Annotated in this window: 19 protein-coding genes; all 19 read left to right on the top strand. The window is 42.4% G+C overall.

Annotation, left to right across the window (positions count from 1 at the left end; translation table 11 throughout):
- The first annotated feature begins 40 nt into the window (after positions 1 to 40).
- The 19 genes from V6C17_RS05920 to spoIIID all read left to right on the top strand — a co-directional run bounded on the left by V6C17_RS05920 (position 41) and on the right by spoIIID (position 17,940).
- Complete coding sequence (locus V6C17_RS05920) at positions 41 to 1,738, top strand: hypothetical protein (RefSeq protein WP_333521626.1); 1,698 nt, start codon at positions 41 to 43, stop codon at positions 1,736 to 1,738.
- A gap of 87 nt (positions 1,739 to 1,825) precedes the next feature.
- On the top strand, positions 1,826 to 2,470 hold the full coding sequence (locus tag V6C17_RS05915; RefSeq protein WP_333521625.1) for a nucleotide pyrophosphohydrolase: 645 nt from the start codon (positions 1,826 to 1,828) through the stop codon (positions 2,468 to 2,470).
- Positions 2,471 to 2,639: 169 nt separating this feature from the next.
- A complete protein-coding gene (locus V6C17_RS05910) occupies positions 2,640 to 3,668 on the top strand; it encodes a glycosyltransferase family 4 protein (protein ID WP_333521624.1) in 1,029 nt (342 codons plus the stop codon).
- 203 nt (positions 3,669 to 3,871) lie between these two features.
- Positions 3,872 to 5,032, top strand: coding sequence for a non-hydrolyzing UDP-N-acetylglucosamine 2-epimerase (gene wecB / locus V6C17_RS05905; protein ID WP_333521623.1), 1,161 nt, complete (start codon positions 3,872 to 3,874; stop codon positions 5,030 to 5,032).
- A 376-nt stretch (positions 5,033 to 5,408) separates the two neighbouring features.
- Complete coding sequence (locus V6C17_RS05900) at positions 5,409 to 5,624, top strand: AtpZ/AtpI family protein (RefSeq protein ID WP_333521622.1); 216 nt, start codon at positions 5,409 to 5,411, stop codon at positions 5,622 to 5,624.
- 24 nt (positions 5,625 to 5,648) lie between these two features.
- Entirely contained in the window at positions 5,649 to 6,035 is a 387-nt protein-coding gene (locus V6C17_RS05895) for an ATP synthase subunit I (protein ID WP_333521621.1), read from the top strand.
- Positions 6,036 to 6,051: 16 nt separating this feature from the next.
- Entirely contained in the window at positions 6,052 to 6,738 is a 687-nt protein-coding gene (gene atpB, locus V6C17_RS05890) for a F0F1 ATP synthase subunit A (protein ID WP_333521620.1), read from the top strand.
- 95 nt (positions 6,739 to 6,833) lie between these two features.
- Entirely contained in the window at positions 6,834 to 7,085 is a 252-nt protein-coding gene (gene atpE, locus V6C17_RS05885; RefSeq protein WP_333521619.1) for a F0F1 ATP synthase subunit C, read from the top strand.
- Positions 7,086 to 7,159: 74 nt separating this feature from the next.
- Positions 7,160 to 7,663, top strand: coding sequence for a F0F1 ATP synthase subunit B (gene atpF / locus V6C17_RS05880; protein WP_333521618.1), 504 nt, complete (start codon positions 7,160 to 7,162; stop codon positions 7,661 to 7,663).
- Entirely contained in the window at positions 7,657 to 8,223 is a 567-nt protein-coding gene (atpH, locus tag V6C17_RS05875) for an ATP synthase F1 subunit delta (RefSeq protein WP_333521617.1), read from the top strand. Before atpF ends, atpH begins: the two co-directional genes overlap by 7 nt.
- 2 nt (positions 8,224 to 8,225) lie before the next feature.
- Positions 8,226 to 9,758: a F0F1 ATP synthase subunit alpha gene (gene atpA, locus V6C17_RS05870; RefSeq protein ID WP_333521616.1), complete on the top strand. Its 1,533-nt coding sequence runs from the start codon at positions 8,226 to 8,228 to the stop codon at positions 9,756 to 9,758.
- Positions 9,759 to 9,764: 6 nt separating this feature from the next.
- Positions 9,765 to 10,619: an ATP synthase F1 subunit gamma gene (gene atpG / locus V6C17_RS05865; protein WP_333521615.1), complete on the top strand. Its 855-nt coding sequence runs from the start codon at positions 9,765 to 9,767 to the stop codon at positions 10,617 to 10,619.
- Positions 10,620 to 10,632: 13 nt separating this feature from the next.
- Complete coding sequence (gene atpD, locus V6C17_RS05860; protein ID WP_333521614.1) at positions 10,633 to 12,042, top strand: F0F1 ATP synthase subunit beta; 1,410 nt, start codon at positions 10,633 to 10,635, stop codon at positions 12,040 to 12,042.
- Between the two features lie 3 nt (positions 12,043 to 12,045).
- A complete protein-coding gene (locus V6C17_RS05855) occupies positions 12,046 to 12,465 on the top strand; it encodes a F0F1 ATP synthase subunit epsilon (RefSeq protein ID WP_333521613.1) in 420 nt (139 codons plus the stop codon).
- 504 nt (positions 12,466 to 12,969) lie between these two features.
- The gene (locus V6C17_RS05850) at positions 12,970 to 13,731 is read left to right on the top strand and encodes a YwmB family TATA-box binding protein (RefSeq protein ID WP_333521612.1); all 762 of its coding nucleotides are present in this window, start codon (positions 12,970 to 12,972) and stop codon (positions 13,729 to 13,731) included.
- A gap of 94 nt (positions 13,732 to 13,825) precedes the next feature.
- Positions 13,826 to 15,082, top strand: a complete 1,257-nt coding sequence (murA, locus tag V6C17_RS05845) for a UDP-N-acetylglucosamine 1-carboxyvinyltransferase (protein ID WP_333521611.1) — start codon at positions 13,826 to 13,828, stop codon at positions 15,080 to 15,082.
- A 265-nt stretch (positions 15,083 to 15,347) separates the two neighbouring features.
- Positions 15,348 to 16,346 (top strand): stage II sporulation protein D, encoded by a 999-nt coding sequence (gene spoIID, locus V6C17_RS05840; protein WP_333521610.1) that lies wholly within the window; start codon positions 15,348 to 15,350, stop codon positions 16,344 to 16,346.
- 50 nt (positions 16,347 to 16,396) lie between these two features.
- Positions 16,397 to 17,110, top strand: a complete 714-nt coding sequence (locus tag V6C17_RS05835) for a M23 family metallopeptidase (RefSeq protein WP_333521609.1) — start codon at positions 16,397 to 16,399, stop codon at positions 17,108 to 17,110.
- 563 nt (positions 17,111 to 17,673) lie between these two features.
- Positions 17,674 to 17,940, top strand: a complete 267-nt coding sequence (gene spoIIID / locus V6C17_RS05830) for a sporulation transcriptional regulator SpoIIID (RefSeq protein ID WP_333521608.1) — start codon at positions 17,674 to 17,676, stop codon at positions 17,938 to 17,940.
- Positions 17,941 to 17,988: the final 48 nt, after the last annotated feature.

Genomic DNA, 17,988 nt, shown 5'->3' with positions numbered 1-17,988 from the left:
TATGAAAAATTTTACTATGTGAGAGGTAAAGGTTGGATTTATGTCACTAGAAAGTTACAAACCAATCTGGCCAGAAACGGTTATCTTTTGGGGAGCTGGGGCTACTAGTGCTCTTAATATGCATACAACCGATGAGCTTGGACAGGCCATATATTGTCTTGCTCGAAGAAACAAAAAGTTAACAGACCGTGTCGAGGCGGCGTTTAGACGCACTAAAATGCTTAATTGTATAGCTGATTTATTAATAATACTTGGAGATGATGAAATTGGCGCAGCGGCTTTTCCCTCGGAAGAACAGACAGCCGCTTTAAATAGACAATTTGATGGGTTATCCGCCTTTGAGCAGGAGCAGCGTGGTCGTGAACTGCGTTATACCTACGACTGGGGCACACTTAGGCAGCTAATTCACATATGCCCTGGACACAATGAGCAGTTTCTTAGGCTGCAGGACTTATTTAACCTGCTGGATATGCATATAATGAGCAGACATGGTTTCTATGTTTATGGGGACAATTCCGAGGGGCAGAGGTTTATACCGCCAGAGGCGCTGGTATTGGCTCGCAATGCTTTGATTATGCTTATTGGTTTGCTGCATTTTCATGACTATCAAACGACTCTTGAACAAAATGGCACTATTTATGAGCAATATATTGGATTTGCCGAAATATTAGCTGAGATGATGCAGCAAGAAGGTTTACGTTTTTACGAAAAAAGTCATAGATTCAGCCAAAGAAAGTTCTATTTATTTAGTTATGCTATTATAAATATGAATTGGGATGCGATTCTTTTGTGGCTTGTTTTTAACGCCCATCGCCGATTGAATAATGCTAGCGATGTACCGCTCATAGATAATCCGGCTGTTCCGCTTAAGCTTTTTCATGACTTAAGTCATTTCATGGGTGTAAGACGTATCGATTCAAATAACCCAGATGTGTGGTATCCGCTTAATGAATCAGTAGTTCAACGTTTGAATGATCCGGACCAAAAGAGTTCACGCCGGGTACGCATTGGTAAATTTTATTTTCCTCATGGTTGCTCAGGGTGGCGTGAATGTCCAAGCTGCGGCAAACTTACTATGTATCTAGGCGATCAATGGCAATACAACTCAGTAAGTCTTTTCCCACCCCCATTATTGCCTAAGTTCTCAGCTGGCTGGTATAAGCCTAGATCATTAGAAGAGAAAATAGCCCATGGGCAGGGACGGTCAGATACCGTTCAATGTGCGTATTGCGGAACACTTACTGAACTTAGGCATACGCCGCTTGTTATGCAAAGTAACTTCAAGGGGAATCACCCTCCTTTTCTTGAAGAAATTCAAAGGGATATGCGCATTGCCTTAGAAAAAGCTGAGCATATTGTCATGATGGGCTATACACTGCCGTCCGATGATGTTATTTACCGCAGTTTACTTTCGGCTAGGCAAAAACGCTATAAAGGAAAAGGGCCTTACTGCTCAGTAATTGTCGGGAAACATGATAATGCACCTGACTGCTGGCTGTGCGGAGAAGAATTATCTGATTACATGCAGCGGATTAGGAATCAAGAGTCTGAATCGTCGTTTGTAAAAGCTGTTGAAGCTGCTCAAGAAATATTTGGTCCTGATAGGGTAAGAGGATATGCTCGTGGTATACCAAATGTTTTTATTAATGAAAGAGGTATGACAGAAAAAGGGCGGGTTATTGAGCTTTTATATCCAAAAGAATGCTTTCCGAAGCAATTCGCCATGCGGGAGCATTAATTATTTAAAATATTCTTAATTTGAAATTGAAAATTAGACATACACTGTGCTAAAATTCCATTGAAAGCATTTTTAGCGGGGTATGTCATGTTTAAAGCTATTCACCTTCCCAAATTAAACAACCTTTCACCGACACTGCAGTCGACTCTGCTGAAGATCATGGAAGAAGCAGGCGAACTTGCTAGAGCTGTGCTTGTTTTCCTGCCATGCGAGCAGGCTGCTGACAAGCAAGAGACTTTAAAATACCTTGACGACGTTTCTAGCGAACTGTTAGATGTTGCTCAAACGTGTGTAACAATGATCTTTGTAATGGAAGACTATTATGGTATTCAGCCTCAATCTCTGGTCAGTTCTCATTTAGAAAAACTTGAGGCAAAAGGCTATTCCTTTGATAAGTCTCAGTGTTATCGTATCGAAACAGCTGGGAATTATAAGTATTTGGCTCTGCCGAGGCTTAATCTCGAAGGTGTTACGCTGCTTACTACTGTGTGCAAGATTCAAGAAGAAATAGGTGAACTTACCCAATATCTAGGTAAGAAGGCGGGGGCATCCGGTGAAAAGCAAGCATTATCTAGTGAATCCATACTGCTCGGATGTGCGAGTGAACTCTTGGATGTTGCTCAATGTTGTTTTACTATGATGTACATATTGGCTGAAAAATACCAAGTTGATATAAATATGCTGACTCAAAACCATATTGCAAAGCTTAGGCGTAAAGGATATTGCGCATAGCTTCAAAATATGGCGGATAACCGCGACAAACTGTTTGTCTGAGGCGTATACTTCTGTAGGTGAAGGAAAACAGCCGAAATGTCCGCATTACCCCCGCTATGTCTTGATTGACAGTGCTGATGGGCTGATGTAAAATAGGTTTGTTGCATAGAAATGAGGTGTTAAATTTATGCAGACATATATTGTTGCATTTACCGTGGCTTTGGCTGTTGCCTACTTCTTAACTCCACGGATTATAGAATTAGCTGTTAAGGCTGGAGCGATGGATGCTCCAGATGCCAGAAAAGTGCATACTAAACCTATTCCTCGTATGGGAGGTTTAGCTATTTATGTTGGCTTTGTACTGGCGGTACTGGCCAGTATGCATGTTAACCATGAGATATTGGGCCTGCTGTTAGGCGGGACTGTCATATTAATTGTTGGTATTATTGATGATTTAAAACAGCTTCCGGCTAAAACGAAATTGTTTGGGCAAATAGTGGCAGCTGCAGTACTCGTACTGTTTGACATTCGTATTGACTGGATTACTAATCCGTTTGGCGATATGATTTATGTTGATTTCTTATCAATACCGCTTACAATACTTTGGATAGTAGGTCTTACCAATACCGTAAATCTTATTGATGGTTTAGATGGGTTAGCGGCAGGTGTTTCTATAATCGCATCTGTTACCATTCTGCTTATTGCTTTGCAGCAGGATTTCTGGATCGTAGCTATCCTGACAGCTGCTTTGGCTGGCAGTGCGCTAGGCTTTTTACAGCACAACTTTAACCCTGCTAAAATTTTCATGGGTGATACAGGAAGTATGTTTCTCGGATACATGCTTGCAGCTATATCAGTAATTGGTGCAGTTAAGAGTGCAGCAACAATTGCACTTATTGTTCCGATTGTTGCACTAGGTCTTCCAATAATGGATACTGCATTTGCAATCATTCGCCGTTATATGAGCGGCAAGCCTATTTTTAAACCAGACCGCGGTCACTTGCATCATCGCTTGCTGGAAATGGGCTTTAGCCAAAAACAAGCAGTACTCTTAATGTATGTTATCAGCGGCTGTCTAGGTCTGAGTGCTATTGCACTGACAGAAGTGAATAAAGGATTAGGTGTACTAATCATTTTAGCAATAGTTTGTGTTGCCTTCTTTGGCGCTAGAAAAATCGGTGTCCTAAAAGCTGCTAAACAGGCGGAAAGTCACTAATTCACAAATCAGGCAGGCATCAGCCTGCCTCTTTCAATGTTTAAAATGGAGACTGAGTTGAACACAAAGGACTCAATGTACTCAAAGGGAAATCAAAAATTCATGACAAATATCGCTGATCCATAGCGTATTCTTTGCGTACTTTGCGGTAAACGTCAAACTCCGTATGAATTAATCTTCACCAGACGGAAGGGGTAAATATTATGTCTCGTCTAAAAGTTATGACAGTTTTTGGTACACGTCCTGAAGCAATTAAGATGGCTCCTGTAGTGCTGGAACTAGCTAAATATCCTGAAATGATTGAACCTGTAGTCGCGGTTACGGCGCAGCATCGGGAGATGCTGGATCAGGTGCTCAATTTATTCGATATCAAGCCTGATCATGATCTTGACATTATGGCAAAGGGACAAACCTTATTTGATATAACCTCCCGAGCGATGCAAGGCCTGAATGCAGTACTAGCTCAGGAAAAGCCTGATATTGTATTGGTGCATGGTGATACTACAACGACCTTCGCTGGGGCACTCACTGCATTCTATCATCAAATTGAAGTTGGACATGTTGAAGCAGGTCTTAGAACTCATAATAAATATTCCCCTTATCCTGAAGAGATGAACCGAAAACTTACGGGTTCTCTGACGGATTTACATTTCGCTCCTACTGAAACAGCTAGAACTAACCTTCTACAGGAAAAAATAAATCAAAACAGTGTTTTTGTAACAGGAAACACCGTTATCGACGCACTTTTGGCAATAGTCGATAAAGAATATAAATTCGAGGATAAGCTTTTATCGACGATTAATTATACTGAAAAGAAAGTTATTCTAGTTACTACACATCGTCGCGAAAACCTTGGTGAACCAATGCGTCATGTTTATCAGGCTTTGCGTGATATCGTTACAGAATTCAACGATGTCGAAATTGTATTTCCTGTGCATAAAAATCCTTTAGTTCGCGAAGTTGTCGAAAGTGAGCTTGGTGGACTGGAGCGAGTACATTTAATTGACCCGCTTGATTATCAGCCATTTGCTAATTTATTAGCCCGCTCCTATCTTGTCCTCACCGATTCGGGAGGAATTCAAGAGGAGGCGCCGTCATTAGGTAAACCAGTGCTTGTACTGAGAGATACTACAGAGCGTCCAGAAGCAATTGAAGCTGGCACTGTTAAACTTATCGGTACAGATAAAGAACGGGTCTATAGCGAGGCTCGTTTATTACTGACAGATAAAGCCGAATATGACCGAATGGCTAATGCTTGCAATCCATATGGTGATGGGCGTGCGTCGCGGCGCATTGTCCAGGCTATACTATGGAAACGTGGCATTGTTGATATAAGGCCTGATTCTTTCTGCTGCGAAATATAATGCATACCGATAAACAGGTAAGTCTGTTTATCGGTATTTTTGTTATTAAAACCGAATAAACTCTAATAGATATAAAAAGACAACCTTGACTGTGATAAATATTTTCTGCTCTTACAAAGATAGTTACTTTATTAACTTGAATAAAATTGCAGGATTGTTGTAAAATGGGCAGAATATTAGTTATTATTAGTAAATTTATTGATATATTTTGTCAGATTGGTAACCATAAAGGAGTCTGATAAAGTGGGCCTTAATTCATATGTAGCAGTCTGCGCTCTTCGGGTAATTCTCCCCATTGGAGAATATCGGAGTATTGAGCGGATTATCATCGATAAAAGAATACTGGGATAGTATTTGCTGAGGGTGAAGCTAAATTATGTCTGGAAAAAGAAATAATCAGCTACAAACAGCATTTAGTATTGCTGCTTCAATTGGTTTAAACATGGTTGCAACCCTAGCAGTGGGTGTAATATTAGGAAAATTGCTGGACAACTGGCTTGATACAAATCCCTGGCTGACCGTTATTGGTATTGTAACTGGAATGTTGGCGGGACTTTGGTCTACATACAAGAAGATTATGTCCAGCCAATAGTTTAAAGGTATTTGTGAGGCACTTATGCAGGAATTTATTTCTGAAATTAGATGTACAGCAGCACAGATGCTACTATGGAGTGGGCTTCTGTGCTTATTCGCTTATATAGCAGGCTTTAATCTAATTATCCCCGGTTTGATTTCGGGGACTATTGCAAGCCTAGCATACTTTGCCCTAGCGGCATACCGGATAAGGCGGTCGGCGGATTTGCCTATCGACAAGGCTGTTAGATATATGCGCATAGGCTGGGTGATTAGATTCGGGTTTATCGTGTCAATACTATTAATGGCTGTTCGTGTTTCTCAAACTAATTTTTGGGCAACTATAGCAGGATTAATGTCATTTCATATAGTCATTATTGCAAATGCTATAGCAGCAGTTTTACGAAGTAAACTTAATAAAAGATACTAGGAGAGGAGTGGTAGAAATGGAGCATGGCGGCGGCGGACATGAAATTGGTGCTCATAAGGTTGCGCAGATTGCAGGCTTGACTTTGCATATGGACACCTTGTATATGACCTGGCTGGCTATGGGGATTGTTATTTTAATAGCATTCTTAGCAACTAGGCGTTTGGCAATAGTTCCGAGCGGCTGGCAGAACTTGCTAGAAATGGTCGTTACAGCGTTATTAGACCAAATAGATGCTACGATGGGGCCAAGGGGCAGAAAACTGGCACCTCTTTTAATAACTTTATTCCTATTTCTGCTGATATCAAACTGGCTTGGATTGGTACCTGGTTTTACATCCCCTACTAATGATGTTAACACAACTTTGGGGCTTGCCCTCATGGTAGTGGCACTCGTTCATATATTGGGGGTAACATATAAGGGGTTTAAGTATTTCAAACACTTTTTTGAACCATACATTCCATTTGTTATCATAAACCTGCTTGAAGAATTAGCAAAGCCGATTACACTGGCATTTCGTCTATTTGGTAATATTTTAGCAGGCGAAGTACTGATTATCATACTAGGTATGCTAGTGCCAATGTGGTTTCCTATACCTAACGTTGTGTGGCTTGGTTTCAGCGTTTTTGTAGGAGTAATTCAGGCTTTTATTTTTACGATGCTTTCGATGGCTTATTTAGCTAATTCGATAAAAAGTGAGCATTGATGATAATTAGGAGATAAGCAGTTTTCTAATTGTCAGTTACTTATTACCAACTACAAAAATAATATACACTTATCTCTAAGAAAGGGGGGGGCATCGTGGAACATGCTATTATGGTTATGGGAGCTCTTGTCGGTGCAGGCTTAGCTATTGGTTTGGCAGCTATCGGCGCAGGTATTGGTAACGGTGTTGTTACAGCAAAATTCGTTGAAGGTGTAGCTAGACAGCCGGAAGCTAAAGGTACTTTATTGGTAAATATGCTGATTTCAGTTGGTTTGATTGAGGCAGTGCCAATTATTGCTGCCGTTATCGCTATCGTGTTGTTGTACGCCAACCCGTTACTCAAGTAATAGTGATCAGCGTTATGAGGGCGATAGCTTAGTGCCGTCGCCCGTCTTATACGCCCGACAAGGAGGTGCTCTGATTGATTGACTTAAATGCGACGTTAATTGCGCAAATTATAAATTTCCTTATACTTGTTGCAATATTGACAAAAGTAGCTTATAAACCTCTTATGAAGACGCTAGAGGAACGGCAGAGTAAAATTGCCGGAAGCCTTGAAACAGCTGAAAACGAAAAAAAGGCTGCAGAGCAGCTTAGACGTGAACATCAGGAACAGCTTAACTCAGCTAGAGCTCAGGCCCAAGCAATTGTTGAAAAGGCCGTAAAACTCGCTGAGGAAAGTAAAGAAGAAATATTGGCAGAAGCACGGGCTGAACATGCTCGCATGCTTAAAAACGCAAGAGATGAAATTGCCCGTGAACAAGAGAAAGCCTTAACTGAATTGCGTAGTGAAGTTGTGTCACTTTCGATGGCAGCAGCTACAAAAATCATCGGGGCAAACTTAGATCAGCAAGCAAACTCTAAACTTGTAAGTGAGTTTATTGACAAGTTAGATGAAAAGAAAATAGGTGGTCTGCCATGCTAACAAGCCAGTTAGCACAAAAGTACGCCCAAGCTGTTTATGAACTAGCCAGCGATAAAGATATGCTGATTGAAGCTAAAGCACAGTTAAACATGGTTTTGGCTACTATTGAGGAGCATAGTGATCTCGAAATATTTCTCTATCATCCACGGGTTCAGATTGAGGCAAAAAAAGAGACGATAACTAGCTTGTTTGCTCAGGATTTAGCCGAGTTTGTTCACAAATTTCTGCTGCTCCTGGTTGATAAGAGGCGGGAAGTGCTGCTGCCGGCAATTGTACGTGAGTATACCAAACTCGCCAATGCAGCTCGCAATATTATTGAAGCCGAAGTTACTGTAGCTATGCCGCTTAGTGAAGGCGAGCAGTCTGCCCTAATACAAAAACTTAGCACTGTGACCGGGAAAAATGTTACTATCCAAACTAAGGTTGACAAACGTATATTGGGCGGCGTTATTGTGAAGATCGGCGATAAACTGATTGATGGCAGTGTTGCTAGGCAGCTGAATATGCTGCAGCAAGCACTACTGACAAATGATGCGGCTAAGATTGGGGTGAAAAGCTAATCATGAAGATGAGGCCTGAAGAGATAACTGCGATTATAAAGCAGCAGATAGAGCAATACCAAGTAGATCTTAATGTTGATGATGTCGGTACCGTAATCGAGGTTGGCGACGGAATTGCCCGTATTCACGGTTTAGAAAAGGCCATGGCCGGTGAACTCTTGGAGTTTCCTAACGGCGTTTTTGGAATGGTTTTAAACTTAGAAGAAGATAATGTAGGCGGAGTTATATTAGGCGGTGAAACCTTAATTAAGGAAGGCGATACTGTCCGCCGAACTGGTCGGATTATGCAAGTGCCAGTGGGTGAAGCTATGGTCGGTAGGGTTGTTAATGCTCTTGGTCAGCCTATTGACGGAAAAGGGCCGATCGAAACTACTGAGACTCGCCCAGTTGAGTATAATGCGCCAGGTATAGCTGATCGTCAGTCAGTGCGAGAACCTCTGCAGACTGGTCTAAAGGCTATTGACTCCTTAGTTCCCATTGGACGGGGACAGCGCGAACTCATAATTGGAGACCGCGGCACAGGTAAAACAGCAATCGCAATTGACACAATAATTAATCAAAAAGGCCAAGGCGTAGTTTGCGTTTATGTAGCAATTGGTCAAAAAGCTTCTACAGTAGCTCGTGTAGTAAAGACTTTAGAAAACGCTGGCGCAATGGAATATACCGTTGTGGTTGTTGCTTCAGCATCGGACAGCGCACCGCTGCAGTATTTAGCTCCTTATGCCGGTGTTTCAATAGCTGAGTATTTTATGTACAAGGGCGGCCATGCTCTTTGCGTATATGATGACTTATCCAAGCATGCTATGGCCTATCGCGCCATGTCGCTGCTCTTGAGACGTCCGCCAGGACGCGAAGCTTACCCAGGGGATGTATTCTATTTACACTCTCGCCTACTCGAGCGGGCAGCTAAACTTTCTGACGAGCTAGGCGGGGGATCAATAACCGCACTGCCTGTTATTGAAACTCTGGCTGGTGATGTTTCGGCCTATATTCCTACAAATGTTATTTCAATCACTGACGGACAGATTATTCTTGAAAGTGAAGCCTTCTACGCTGGTGTTCGTCCGGCAATTAATGCTGGTTTATCGGTCTCCCGTGTAGGTGGTTCAGCTCAGATCAAGGCGATGAAGCAAGTTTCAGGCCGTTTGCGTTTAGATTTGGCCCAGTATCGTGAATTGGCTGCTTTCGCGCAGTTTGGCTCTGATTTGGATAAAGCAACTAAAGCTCTGCTTGATCGCGGCGAGCGAACAGTAGAAATATTAAAGCAGTCACAGTATTCGCCAATGCCGGTTGAAGAACAAGTTATGGTTATCTACATTGCAGCCAACGGCTATCTGGATGATATAGAGGTTAGCCAAATAGTTAAGTTTGAACATGATTATCTTAAATTCATGCGCTCAAACTATGCTGAAATTGGTAAAAGCATACGTGAGAAGAAAGTACTGGACAGCGAGACTGAGGCAGCACTTAAGAAAGCAATAAAAGAATTTAAAGATACATTTGTTACATATGACGAAAAAGCGGCTGCGAGGTGATTGTAAATGCCTAGCGCACAGGATATAAGACGTCGTATTAAAAGCGTAAAAAATATTCAGCAAATCACTAAGGCTATGAAGATGGTTGCGGCTGCTCGTTTGCGTCGTGCTCAGGAAAAAGCTAATACCAGTAAGCCATACACTACAAAAATTCGGCAGGTATTAGCAAGTGTCGCCGCTAGTGCAAAGGACGCTGCTCATCCGCTGCTCGAAATACGTGATGTTAAGCGGACCGTTTTTTTAGTGCTTAGTTCTGATAAGGGATTGGCTGGAGCCTATTCAACAAATGTTTTTAAAGAACTTGTTCCACAAATTACTGAAAAGTCAAAAATAGGGTTGGTGACAGTTGGCCGAAAAGCGCGAGATTATTTTCAGCGCCGCGGCTATACTGTTGATGCAGAATACACTGGCTTCAGTGAAAGACCCTCATATGATCATGCTTGGGCAATAGCTAGAGACTTAGCTCAGCGGTTTGAAAGCGGTGATTGTGATGAGATATATTTGGTTTATACGCAATTTTACTCGCCAATTAACCTTAAGCCAACAACAATAAAGCTATTGCCGCTAGCAGATATTACAGCTCAGGCTGCCGAGCAAGCTAATACCGAATATATATTTGAGCCTTCAGCGGATGAAGTACTAGGGCTCTTGCTGCCAAAATATCTTGAAACAACAATTTACGGCGCGTTGCTGCAGTCTGCTGCAAGTGAGCTGGGTGCTCGCATGACTGCGATGGAAGCGGCAACTGACAATGCCGAGGACATAATTTCAAAGCTAATTTTGAACTATAATAAAGTGCGTCAGGCTACCATTACTCGCGAGATCTCGGAAATCGTGGGCGGTGCTGAGGCCTTGAAGTAAGGAGGGGACTTTAGTGAACGTAGGAAAAGTGGTTCAGGTTATTGGACCTGTAGTAGATATTCAATTCCCCCCGGAACAGCTTCCGGCCATTTATAATGCAATTAAAATTGAAGGTCAGTCAGGTGATATGCAAATCAGCTTGATAGTTGAAGTTATGCAGCATCTAGGCGACAACAATGTCCGTTGTGTTGCTATGTCGTCGACCGATGGTCTGACTCGCGGCATGCAGGCTACAGATACCGGAAATGCGATAATGGTTCCGGTCGGCAAGGAAACCTTGGGGCGTATTTTTAACGTTTTAGGTGAAACTGTTGACAACAATTCCACACCGGTCAATGGTGAAGATTATTGGCCAATTCATCGTCCAGCTCCAACCTTCGAAGAACAGGAGACTTCTACCGAAATCTTAGAAACTGGGATTAAAGTTGTTGACCTTATTGCTCCTTATTCTCGCGGTGGTAAAATCGGACTTTTTGGTGGTGCTGGGGTAGGTAAAACAGTACTTATTATGGAACTTATCCGTAACATAGCTACAGAACACGGCGGCTACTCGGTTTTTGCCGGCGTCGGCGAACGTACTCGTGAGGGTAATGACTTATGGATGGAAATGCGCGAGTCTGGCGTTATTGAGAAAACTGCTTTGGTTTACGGTCAGATGAATGAACCGCCCGGTGCTCGTATGAGGGTAGCACTTACCGGTCTTACTATGGCTGAATATTTCCGTGATATCGGCGGACAAGATGTGCTACTTTTTGTTGATAATATCTTTCGCTTTATCCAGGCAGGTTCAGAAGTGTCAGCACTATTAGGACGCATGCCTTCAGCTGTTGGTTATCAGCCAACTCTTTCAACCGACGTCGGTGCATTGCAGGAACGGATTACATCGACGAAAAAAGGTTCAATAACATCAGTTCAGGCTGTTTATGTTCCAGCAGATGATTTGACTGACCCGGCTCCAGCGGCAACTTTTGCCCATTTGGATGCTACAACAGTATTATCAAGGCAAATCGCTGAACTTGGAATTTACCCGGCAGTTGACCCGCTTGATTCTACTTCGCGGATAGTTGACCCTAACATAATCGGTGAAGAACATTATCAGGTCGCGCGTGGTGTACAGGAAGTTCTGCAGCGTTATAAAGAACTTCAGGATATTATCGCTATACTAGGTATGGAAGAATTATCCGATGAAGATAAAATTACTGTATCACGGGCCCGTAAGATTCAGCGTTTCCTCAGTCAGCCATTCTTTGTAGCGGAGGCCTTTACTGGAACACCAGGCAAGTACGTTTCGCTCAAAGAAACAATTCGCGGGTTTAAAGAAATTCTAAACGGCAAGCATGATGAGCTGCCTGAAGCAGCATTCTATATGGCAGGAACAATTGATGAAGTGGTGGAAAAGGCGCGTAAAATGAAGGGGGAATAGCAAGTGGCTAAAAAAATTAGGCTTGATATTGTTTCCCCTGAACGAGTTGTCTACAGTGCAGATGTAAACATGGTTATAGCCAGGACTACAGATGGAGACATCGGGGTTCTGCCAGGGCATACACCGCTTATAGCTGGTTTGCAAATATGGCCGCTGCGGCTGCTAACAGATGAGGGAGAAAAGCAAGTTTCCGTTTGCAGCGGTTTTATCGAAGTGCAGCCTGAAAAGGTTACAGTACTTGCAGCATGTGCTGAACTTCCAGAAGAGATCGATGTAGGCAGAGCTGAAGCGGCAAAGTCACGAGCCGAAGCCAGACTTAAAGCTGACAAAGAAGCCCGTGAAAAAGTAGATACCGCTCGTGCTGAAGCAGCGCTAAAACGTGCTTTACTAAGACTGCAGCTAGCAAATCGCGGAAAAATTTAAGACAAATATCTTGAGCAGGCGAAAGCCTGCTTTTTTGATTGGCATGGGTGATTTTGGAACCGCGGATAAAACGTTCTCGAAAGTTCGATCGAGTCGTATAGTCAGTCAGACAAGCGGCGGTGAATTCCTCTGCTACGGACGTTCCCAACACCGTTACCGTCAGCAGAGCTTCCGACGGCTGTGGTCACAAGTCCCGCAGAGAAAATCACCACCGCTGAGTGTGCTCGTGTTTATCTCCAAACCTAGACAATAACATTACCAATCTCTTTGCGCTTTCTCGCCTTTGTTGTTACCAACAACGACCACCGAACCACTCTGTGTCCTTTGTGTACTCTGTGGTTTAAAAATATAATAATTTCCTCTGTAGCCCTCTGCGTCCTCAGCGTACTCTGCGGTTATTCAATTCTTAAATGAGCTTTTGTTAACCATATATTTCATTGTATATCTCACCTAGAAAATGGCAAGAATGAAATTAGGGAGAATGATTTAGGGAGAGAATATACAGTGAAAAAATATCTAAATATAAGAATAGTAATGCTAGTGGTACTTATTATTTCAATTAACTTTAGCCATGCCGAGAATGTACCTGTGACCACTGAAGAGCCACTGAGTACGGCAATGCAAGCAACTGGGGCGGAAATAAGCGAAGTTAATGTAAATGGCTGGACTAAATTGGCTATTAATGATGCCAGTGATGAAGATTTAGAAGACGCCGTTAAGGAAGCGATGAGTGGATTTGGTATCACAAAGGAAAATTACAAAATAACGCGAAGTGCTACTCGATATCAGCGAATAGTAAAAGCTGAAGCACTACTGAGAAATATGCATATTGTTGCAGCAGCACAGCAACTGAAATCACTAGATAAAACTAAAGAACCAGAAGTATATTTAGTAATTAATGTAGATTCAAAGTCCCAGGATGAAATAACGATTAAGGACTTGAATACTAAATTTGCTAATATAATGGAGAATTTTGGTGGAACACCGCATATTACTACTTGCTTGGTTGGATGGCTTGATGGTAAACTAGTGAAGGATGAGCAGGACAAGCGTTTGAAAGATGCATTCGCTTCGGTTAACGCAAGAATTATTACCGCAAATACTAGCGCACAATATACAAGTTCAACTGGGTTTAGTCCATTGATAATCAACCAGTTGAAAGTTGGCAGCGACGAAATCAATATCAATATCGCGATGCGATACAGTCCGTATGATAATCGTACATATGTAATAATTGGTTCACCTGTTATCACCATGGAGTATTAAAAATAATCTTATATTTGTACATAATAACTATAGAAACTGAAGTTTAGATAGACAACAGTCTCTCTGTCAGCACTAGTAGTTGTGGGAGGATCTTATGGAAAAGCTAGTAATAAATGGTGGCAGACAACTTAATGGAACAGTAAAAATCAGTGGTGCAAAAAATGCGGTACTTCCAATAATTGCAGCAGCTTTATTGGGGCAGAGTCCAAGTGTACTGGAAGAAGTACCTGATCTTGAAGATGTGCGCACTATATCTGAAGTACTTCAGCATCTTGGGGTGCCGGTATCATCAACCAGTCCTAATACCTTAACTATTGATAGTACTAATATTGAGACGTGCGATGCACCGTATGAGTTGGTACGTAAAATGCGCGCATCTTTCCTCATCATGGGACCGCTCTTAGCTCGACGTGGTTTGGCTAAGATTTCATTGCCTGGAGGCTGTGCAATTGGAACAAGACCAATTGATCTTCATCTAAAGGGCTTTGAGGCATTGGGTGCTGAAATCGATATTGGTCATGGCTATATTGAAGCAAAAGCACCGAAGGGGCTAACTGGGGCTAGGATTTATCTTGATTTCCCCAGCGTTGGGGCGACTGAAAATATCATGATGGCCGCATCGATGGCCAAAGGACAGACAATATTAGAGAATCCAGCTCACGAACCTGAGATAGTCGATCTAGCGAATTATCTTAATGTTATGGGAGCTAATATTCGTGGAGCCGGCACCAATGTAATTAAAATAGAGGGCGTCAGCGAGCTTAAAGGAACTAATTATACTATTATACCTGATCGTATCGAAGCTGGCACTTATATGGTTGCTGCGGCAATGACTAATGGTGATGTTTATATTGAAAATGCACTTATTGAACATTTAAAGCCTGTTGTAGCAAAGCTAAAAGAAGCTGGTGTATATATTGAGGAAGACATCAATGGAGTTCGCGTTAAAGGTAATGGTCCTATTCGAGCAGTTGATATAAAGACACTCCCATATCCAGGGTTTCCAACAGATATGCAGGCTCAGTTTATGGCTATGCTGACTATCGCCCAAGGTACAAGTATTGTCAGTGAAACTGTTTTTGAAAATCGTTTCATGCACGTTGATGAATTAAAGCGAATGGGCGCAAATATAAAAATTGAAGGACGCAGCGCTGTTGTAGAAGGAGTCAGCCAACTAACCGGGTGTCCTGTCAAAGCGACCGACCTAAGAGCAGGTGCAGCAATGGTTCTTGCGGGCCTCGTCGCTAAAGGCGAGACTCACATCGGATATATCCATCACATCGACCGCGGATACGAAGGACTTGTAGATAAACTGCGCAGCCTCGGCGCTGATATAACAAGAATAAGCTAACCTTAAATGGACGACAAACTGTCGTCCATTTTTTATTGGAATGAAGATTATGAGCCTCTATTAACCACAGAGTACACAGAGATCGCAGAGGGGACGCGGTAATTTATTATTACATCGCGATAGTTATCGCGCTAATGTCCTTCGTTTCCACTCCGCGTACTCTGCGTCCTCTGCGGTTAGAAAATCGTATCCCCTGCCTGTCATACTTGGCCTGCCCCATGCATATTATGGTAATGGCGAGGCGGCGAAAAGGGAGGGGCATTTTGTGAAGAAAATACTGGCGTTTTCAATTGCGCTAGTCATAATAATGGTTATTCTTGTTCCGGTCGCAGTTGTTGGTTTAGACTTATCCGGAGCGAAGAGCGAAAGGGGAGCCAGTAAGAAGGTAAAAAATGAGGATGTTCCTATTCACGTTTATCTGCATGAACAAGATAGAATAGTCACAATGAGCTTAGAAGAATATGTGAAAGGTGTAGTCGCTGCCGAGATGCCTGCCGAATTTGATCAAGAAGCTCTAAAAGCACAGGCGTTAGCGGCTCGAACATACGCTGTTAAAAATATGCTTGTGTTTGGGGGAAGTGGTCTTGCTGATAAGCCAGGTGCCGATGTGAGTACTGACCATAGAGTAAGCCAAGCCTGGAGTGATGAGGTCAGCCTTAAGACAAAATGGGGACCTTTTAAGTATGAGCAGTATTGGAAGAAAATAAGTCAAGCAGTTGAGGCAACAAGCGGTGAAGTTATAACCTACAATGGAGAGCCAATAAATGCCCTCTTCCACTCAACAAGCGGTGAAAAGACCGCTAGTTCCAAGGAAGTATGGGGTTTTGATTACCCATATCTTCAGAGCGTTGCCTGCAAATGGGATCAAGGTTCACCACGCTACACAGAAACAAAGCAATTAGCATTATCAGATATTGAGCAGCGTCTAGGAGCAGATGCTGGAGTTGTAGCTGCCGCAAAAAGCGGAGATACGAGTCTTGTGAAAATTCTTGAATTAACAGGTTCTGGTCGCGTTGACAAAGTTCGTATTGGCAGTAAAACATTAACAGGTATTGAAATGAGAGAAAAACTTGAACTTCGATCGACGAATTTTACAGCAGAACTTAAAGGCGATAAACTGATTTTTAAAACTATAGGTTATGGCCATGGTGTTGGACTTTGTCAGTATGGGGCCAATGGTATGGCAAAGGAAGGACGAGATTATCGCCAGATTATAACTTATTATTATACTGGAGTAGCGATAAAAAATATCTTCAACTCCTAAACTGTTTGAGTGTTGAAAATAATGGGCATAATGGTAGCGAGGTGATATTAATGCCTGGCTCCCTTAGGCCTATTACTTATTTACGTGAAAAATTAAAAGAAATTCTTAAACCGGGCTGGATCGAACCTAAGCCCATTCTTGGCGCCTGCAGTCTTTTAATAGTTGCTGGCGTTATGCTGTTTGCAGTAGCGGTAAGTTTAAAAAATAGTCCTGTTGAGAATCCAAATAATGTTGTCTACGTTGGTCCTAATACCAAACAAGAGCCTGATCCTGTGAAAGAAAATATTCCAAGTAAAGTAATACAAGAGGCTGCTAAAAAGGATGAAAAGGCGTCTAGTCAACAATCACCCACTGTGGCGGCAGCTGCGGCGATCAATCAGACTCCTCATTGGCCAGTAAAGGGTGAGATAAAGACTGAATTTGGATGGCATCTTCACCCTGTATTCAATGATTGGCGCTATCATCCTGGCATAGATATTGCTGTTGCAGAAGGTACTTTAATTCAGGCGATTTTTAGTGGTCAGATAACTGAAATTTACTCAGACAAAAATACCGGTCTTACTGTCGTCATCGAGAGCGGCAAATATACTATAAGCTATGGTTCTTTAGCTGCTGTGAATGTAAGCCTTCGTAAAGGAAGCTATGTTAATGGTGGTGACAAAATTGGAACTACCGGTGTCTGCAATACCGAACCATACACACACCTGCACTTAACAGTTCAGCAAGGGGACAAGTACATTGACCCACGAAAAATCCTCAAATAAACCCTTAAACGTGAGCCATCGGCTCACGTTTTTTTTATGGATGCAGAGGGCACAAAAACGCAAAGGGAGTGGTTTTTTGTGCGATAGTTATCGCGAAATATTATTATAAACCCTTCTCGCCCTTTACGTCTTTGCAGTTAACAATATCCCCTCCGTAATCACTCTGCGTACTCTGCGGTTAAACCGTACCTCTATAACCTAATTCCTCACTAACAGGCCAGCCAGCAAAGCGACGGTGAATTCATCTGCTACGGACGTTCCCAATGCCGTTATCGTAAGAAAAGCTTGGCTGTGGTCATAAGTACCGCAGAGAAAATCCCCGCCGCAACTATTGTATGCCGTTTTTAAAAACAATCCCAAGCGATGACATCGCGTTGCATACCACTCTGTGCCCTCTGTGTACTCTGTGGTTAAAATTAACTCCCCCTTAGCGTCCCCTTTGAGTACTTAGCGTACTTTGCGTTAATCAGTCGTTTCCACTCTCACTCACAATTCAAATGGCATGCTTTCTCTTTTGTCCGCATATACATGTTAGCAAACGGGGGCGAGGGGGAAACGATAATATGAAAGATTATATCCGCAAGAGGGTATTAGACATTTGTAATCATATTCTTGAAAGTAAGCATACAGTACGGCAAGCTGCAACAGTTTTTGGTGTCAGCAAAAGTACAGTACATAAAGATATGATCGAACGGCTGCCACTTATAAATAAAAGACTAGCAATAAGAGTAAGAACGGTGTTAGAGCAGAATAAAGCAGAACGTCATATTCGGGGTGGAGAAGCTACTCGTAAGAAGTATAAAGAACCAAAAGAAAATGACGAGGAATAAAGGATTTTATTGTAAAATGTAGAATATTTACAGCCAATATAGGTTTAC

The sequence above is a fragment of the Dendrosporobacter sp. 1207_IL3150 genome, from assembly GCF_036763085.1.
Lineage (GTDB): Bacteria > Bacillota > Negativicutes > DSM-1736 > Dendrosporobacteraceae > JBAIYU01.
Note: the sequence above shows the minus strand (reverse complement) of the source record. Positions and strands in the feature narration are given on the sequence as shown.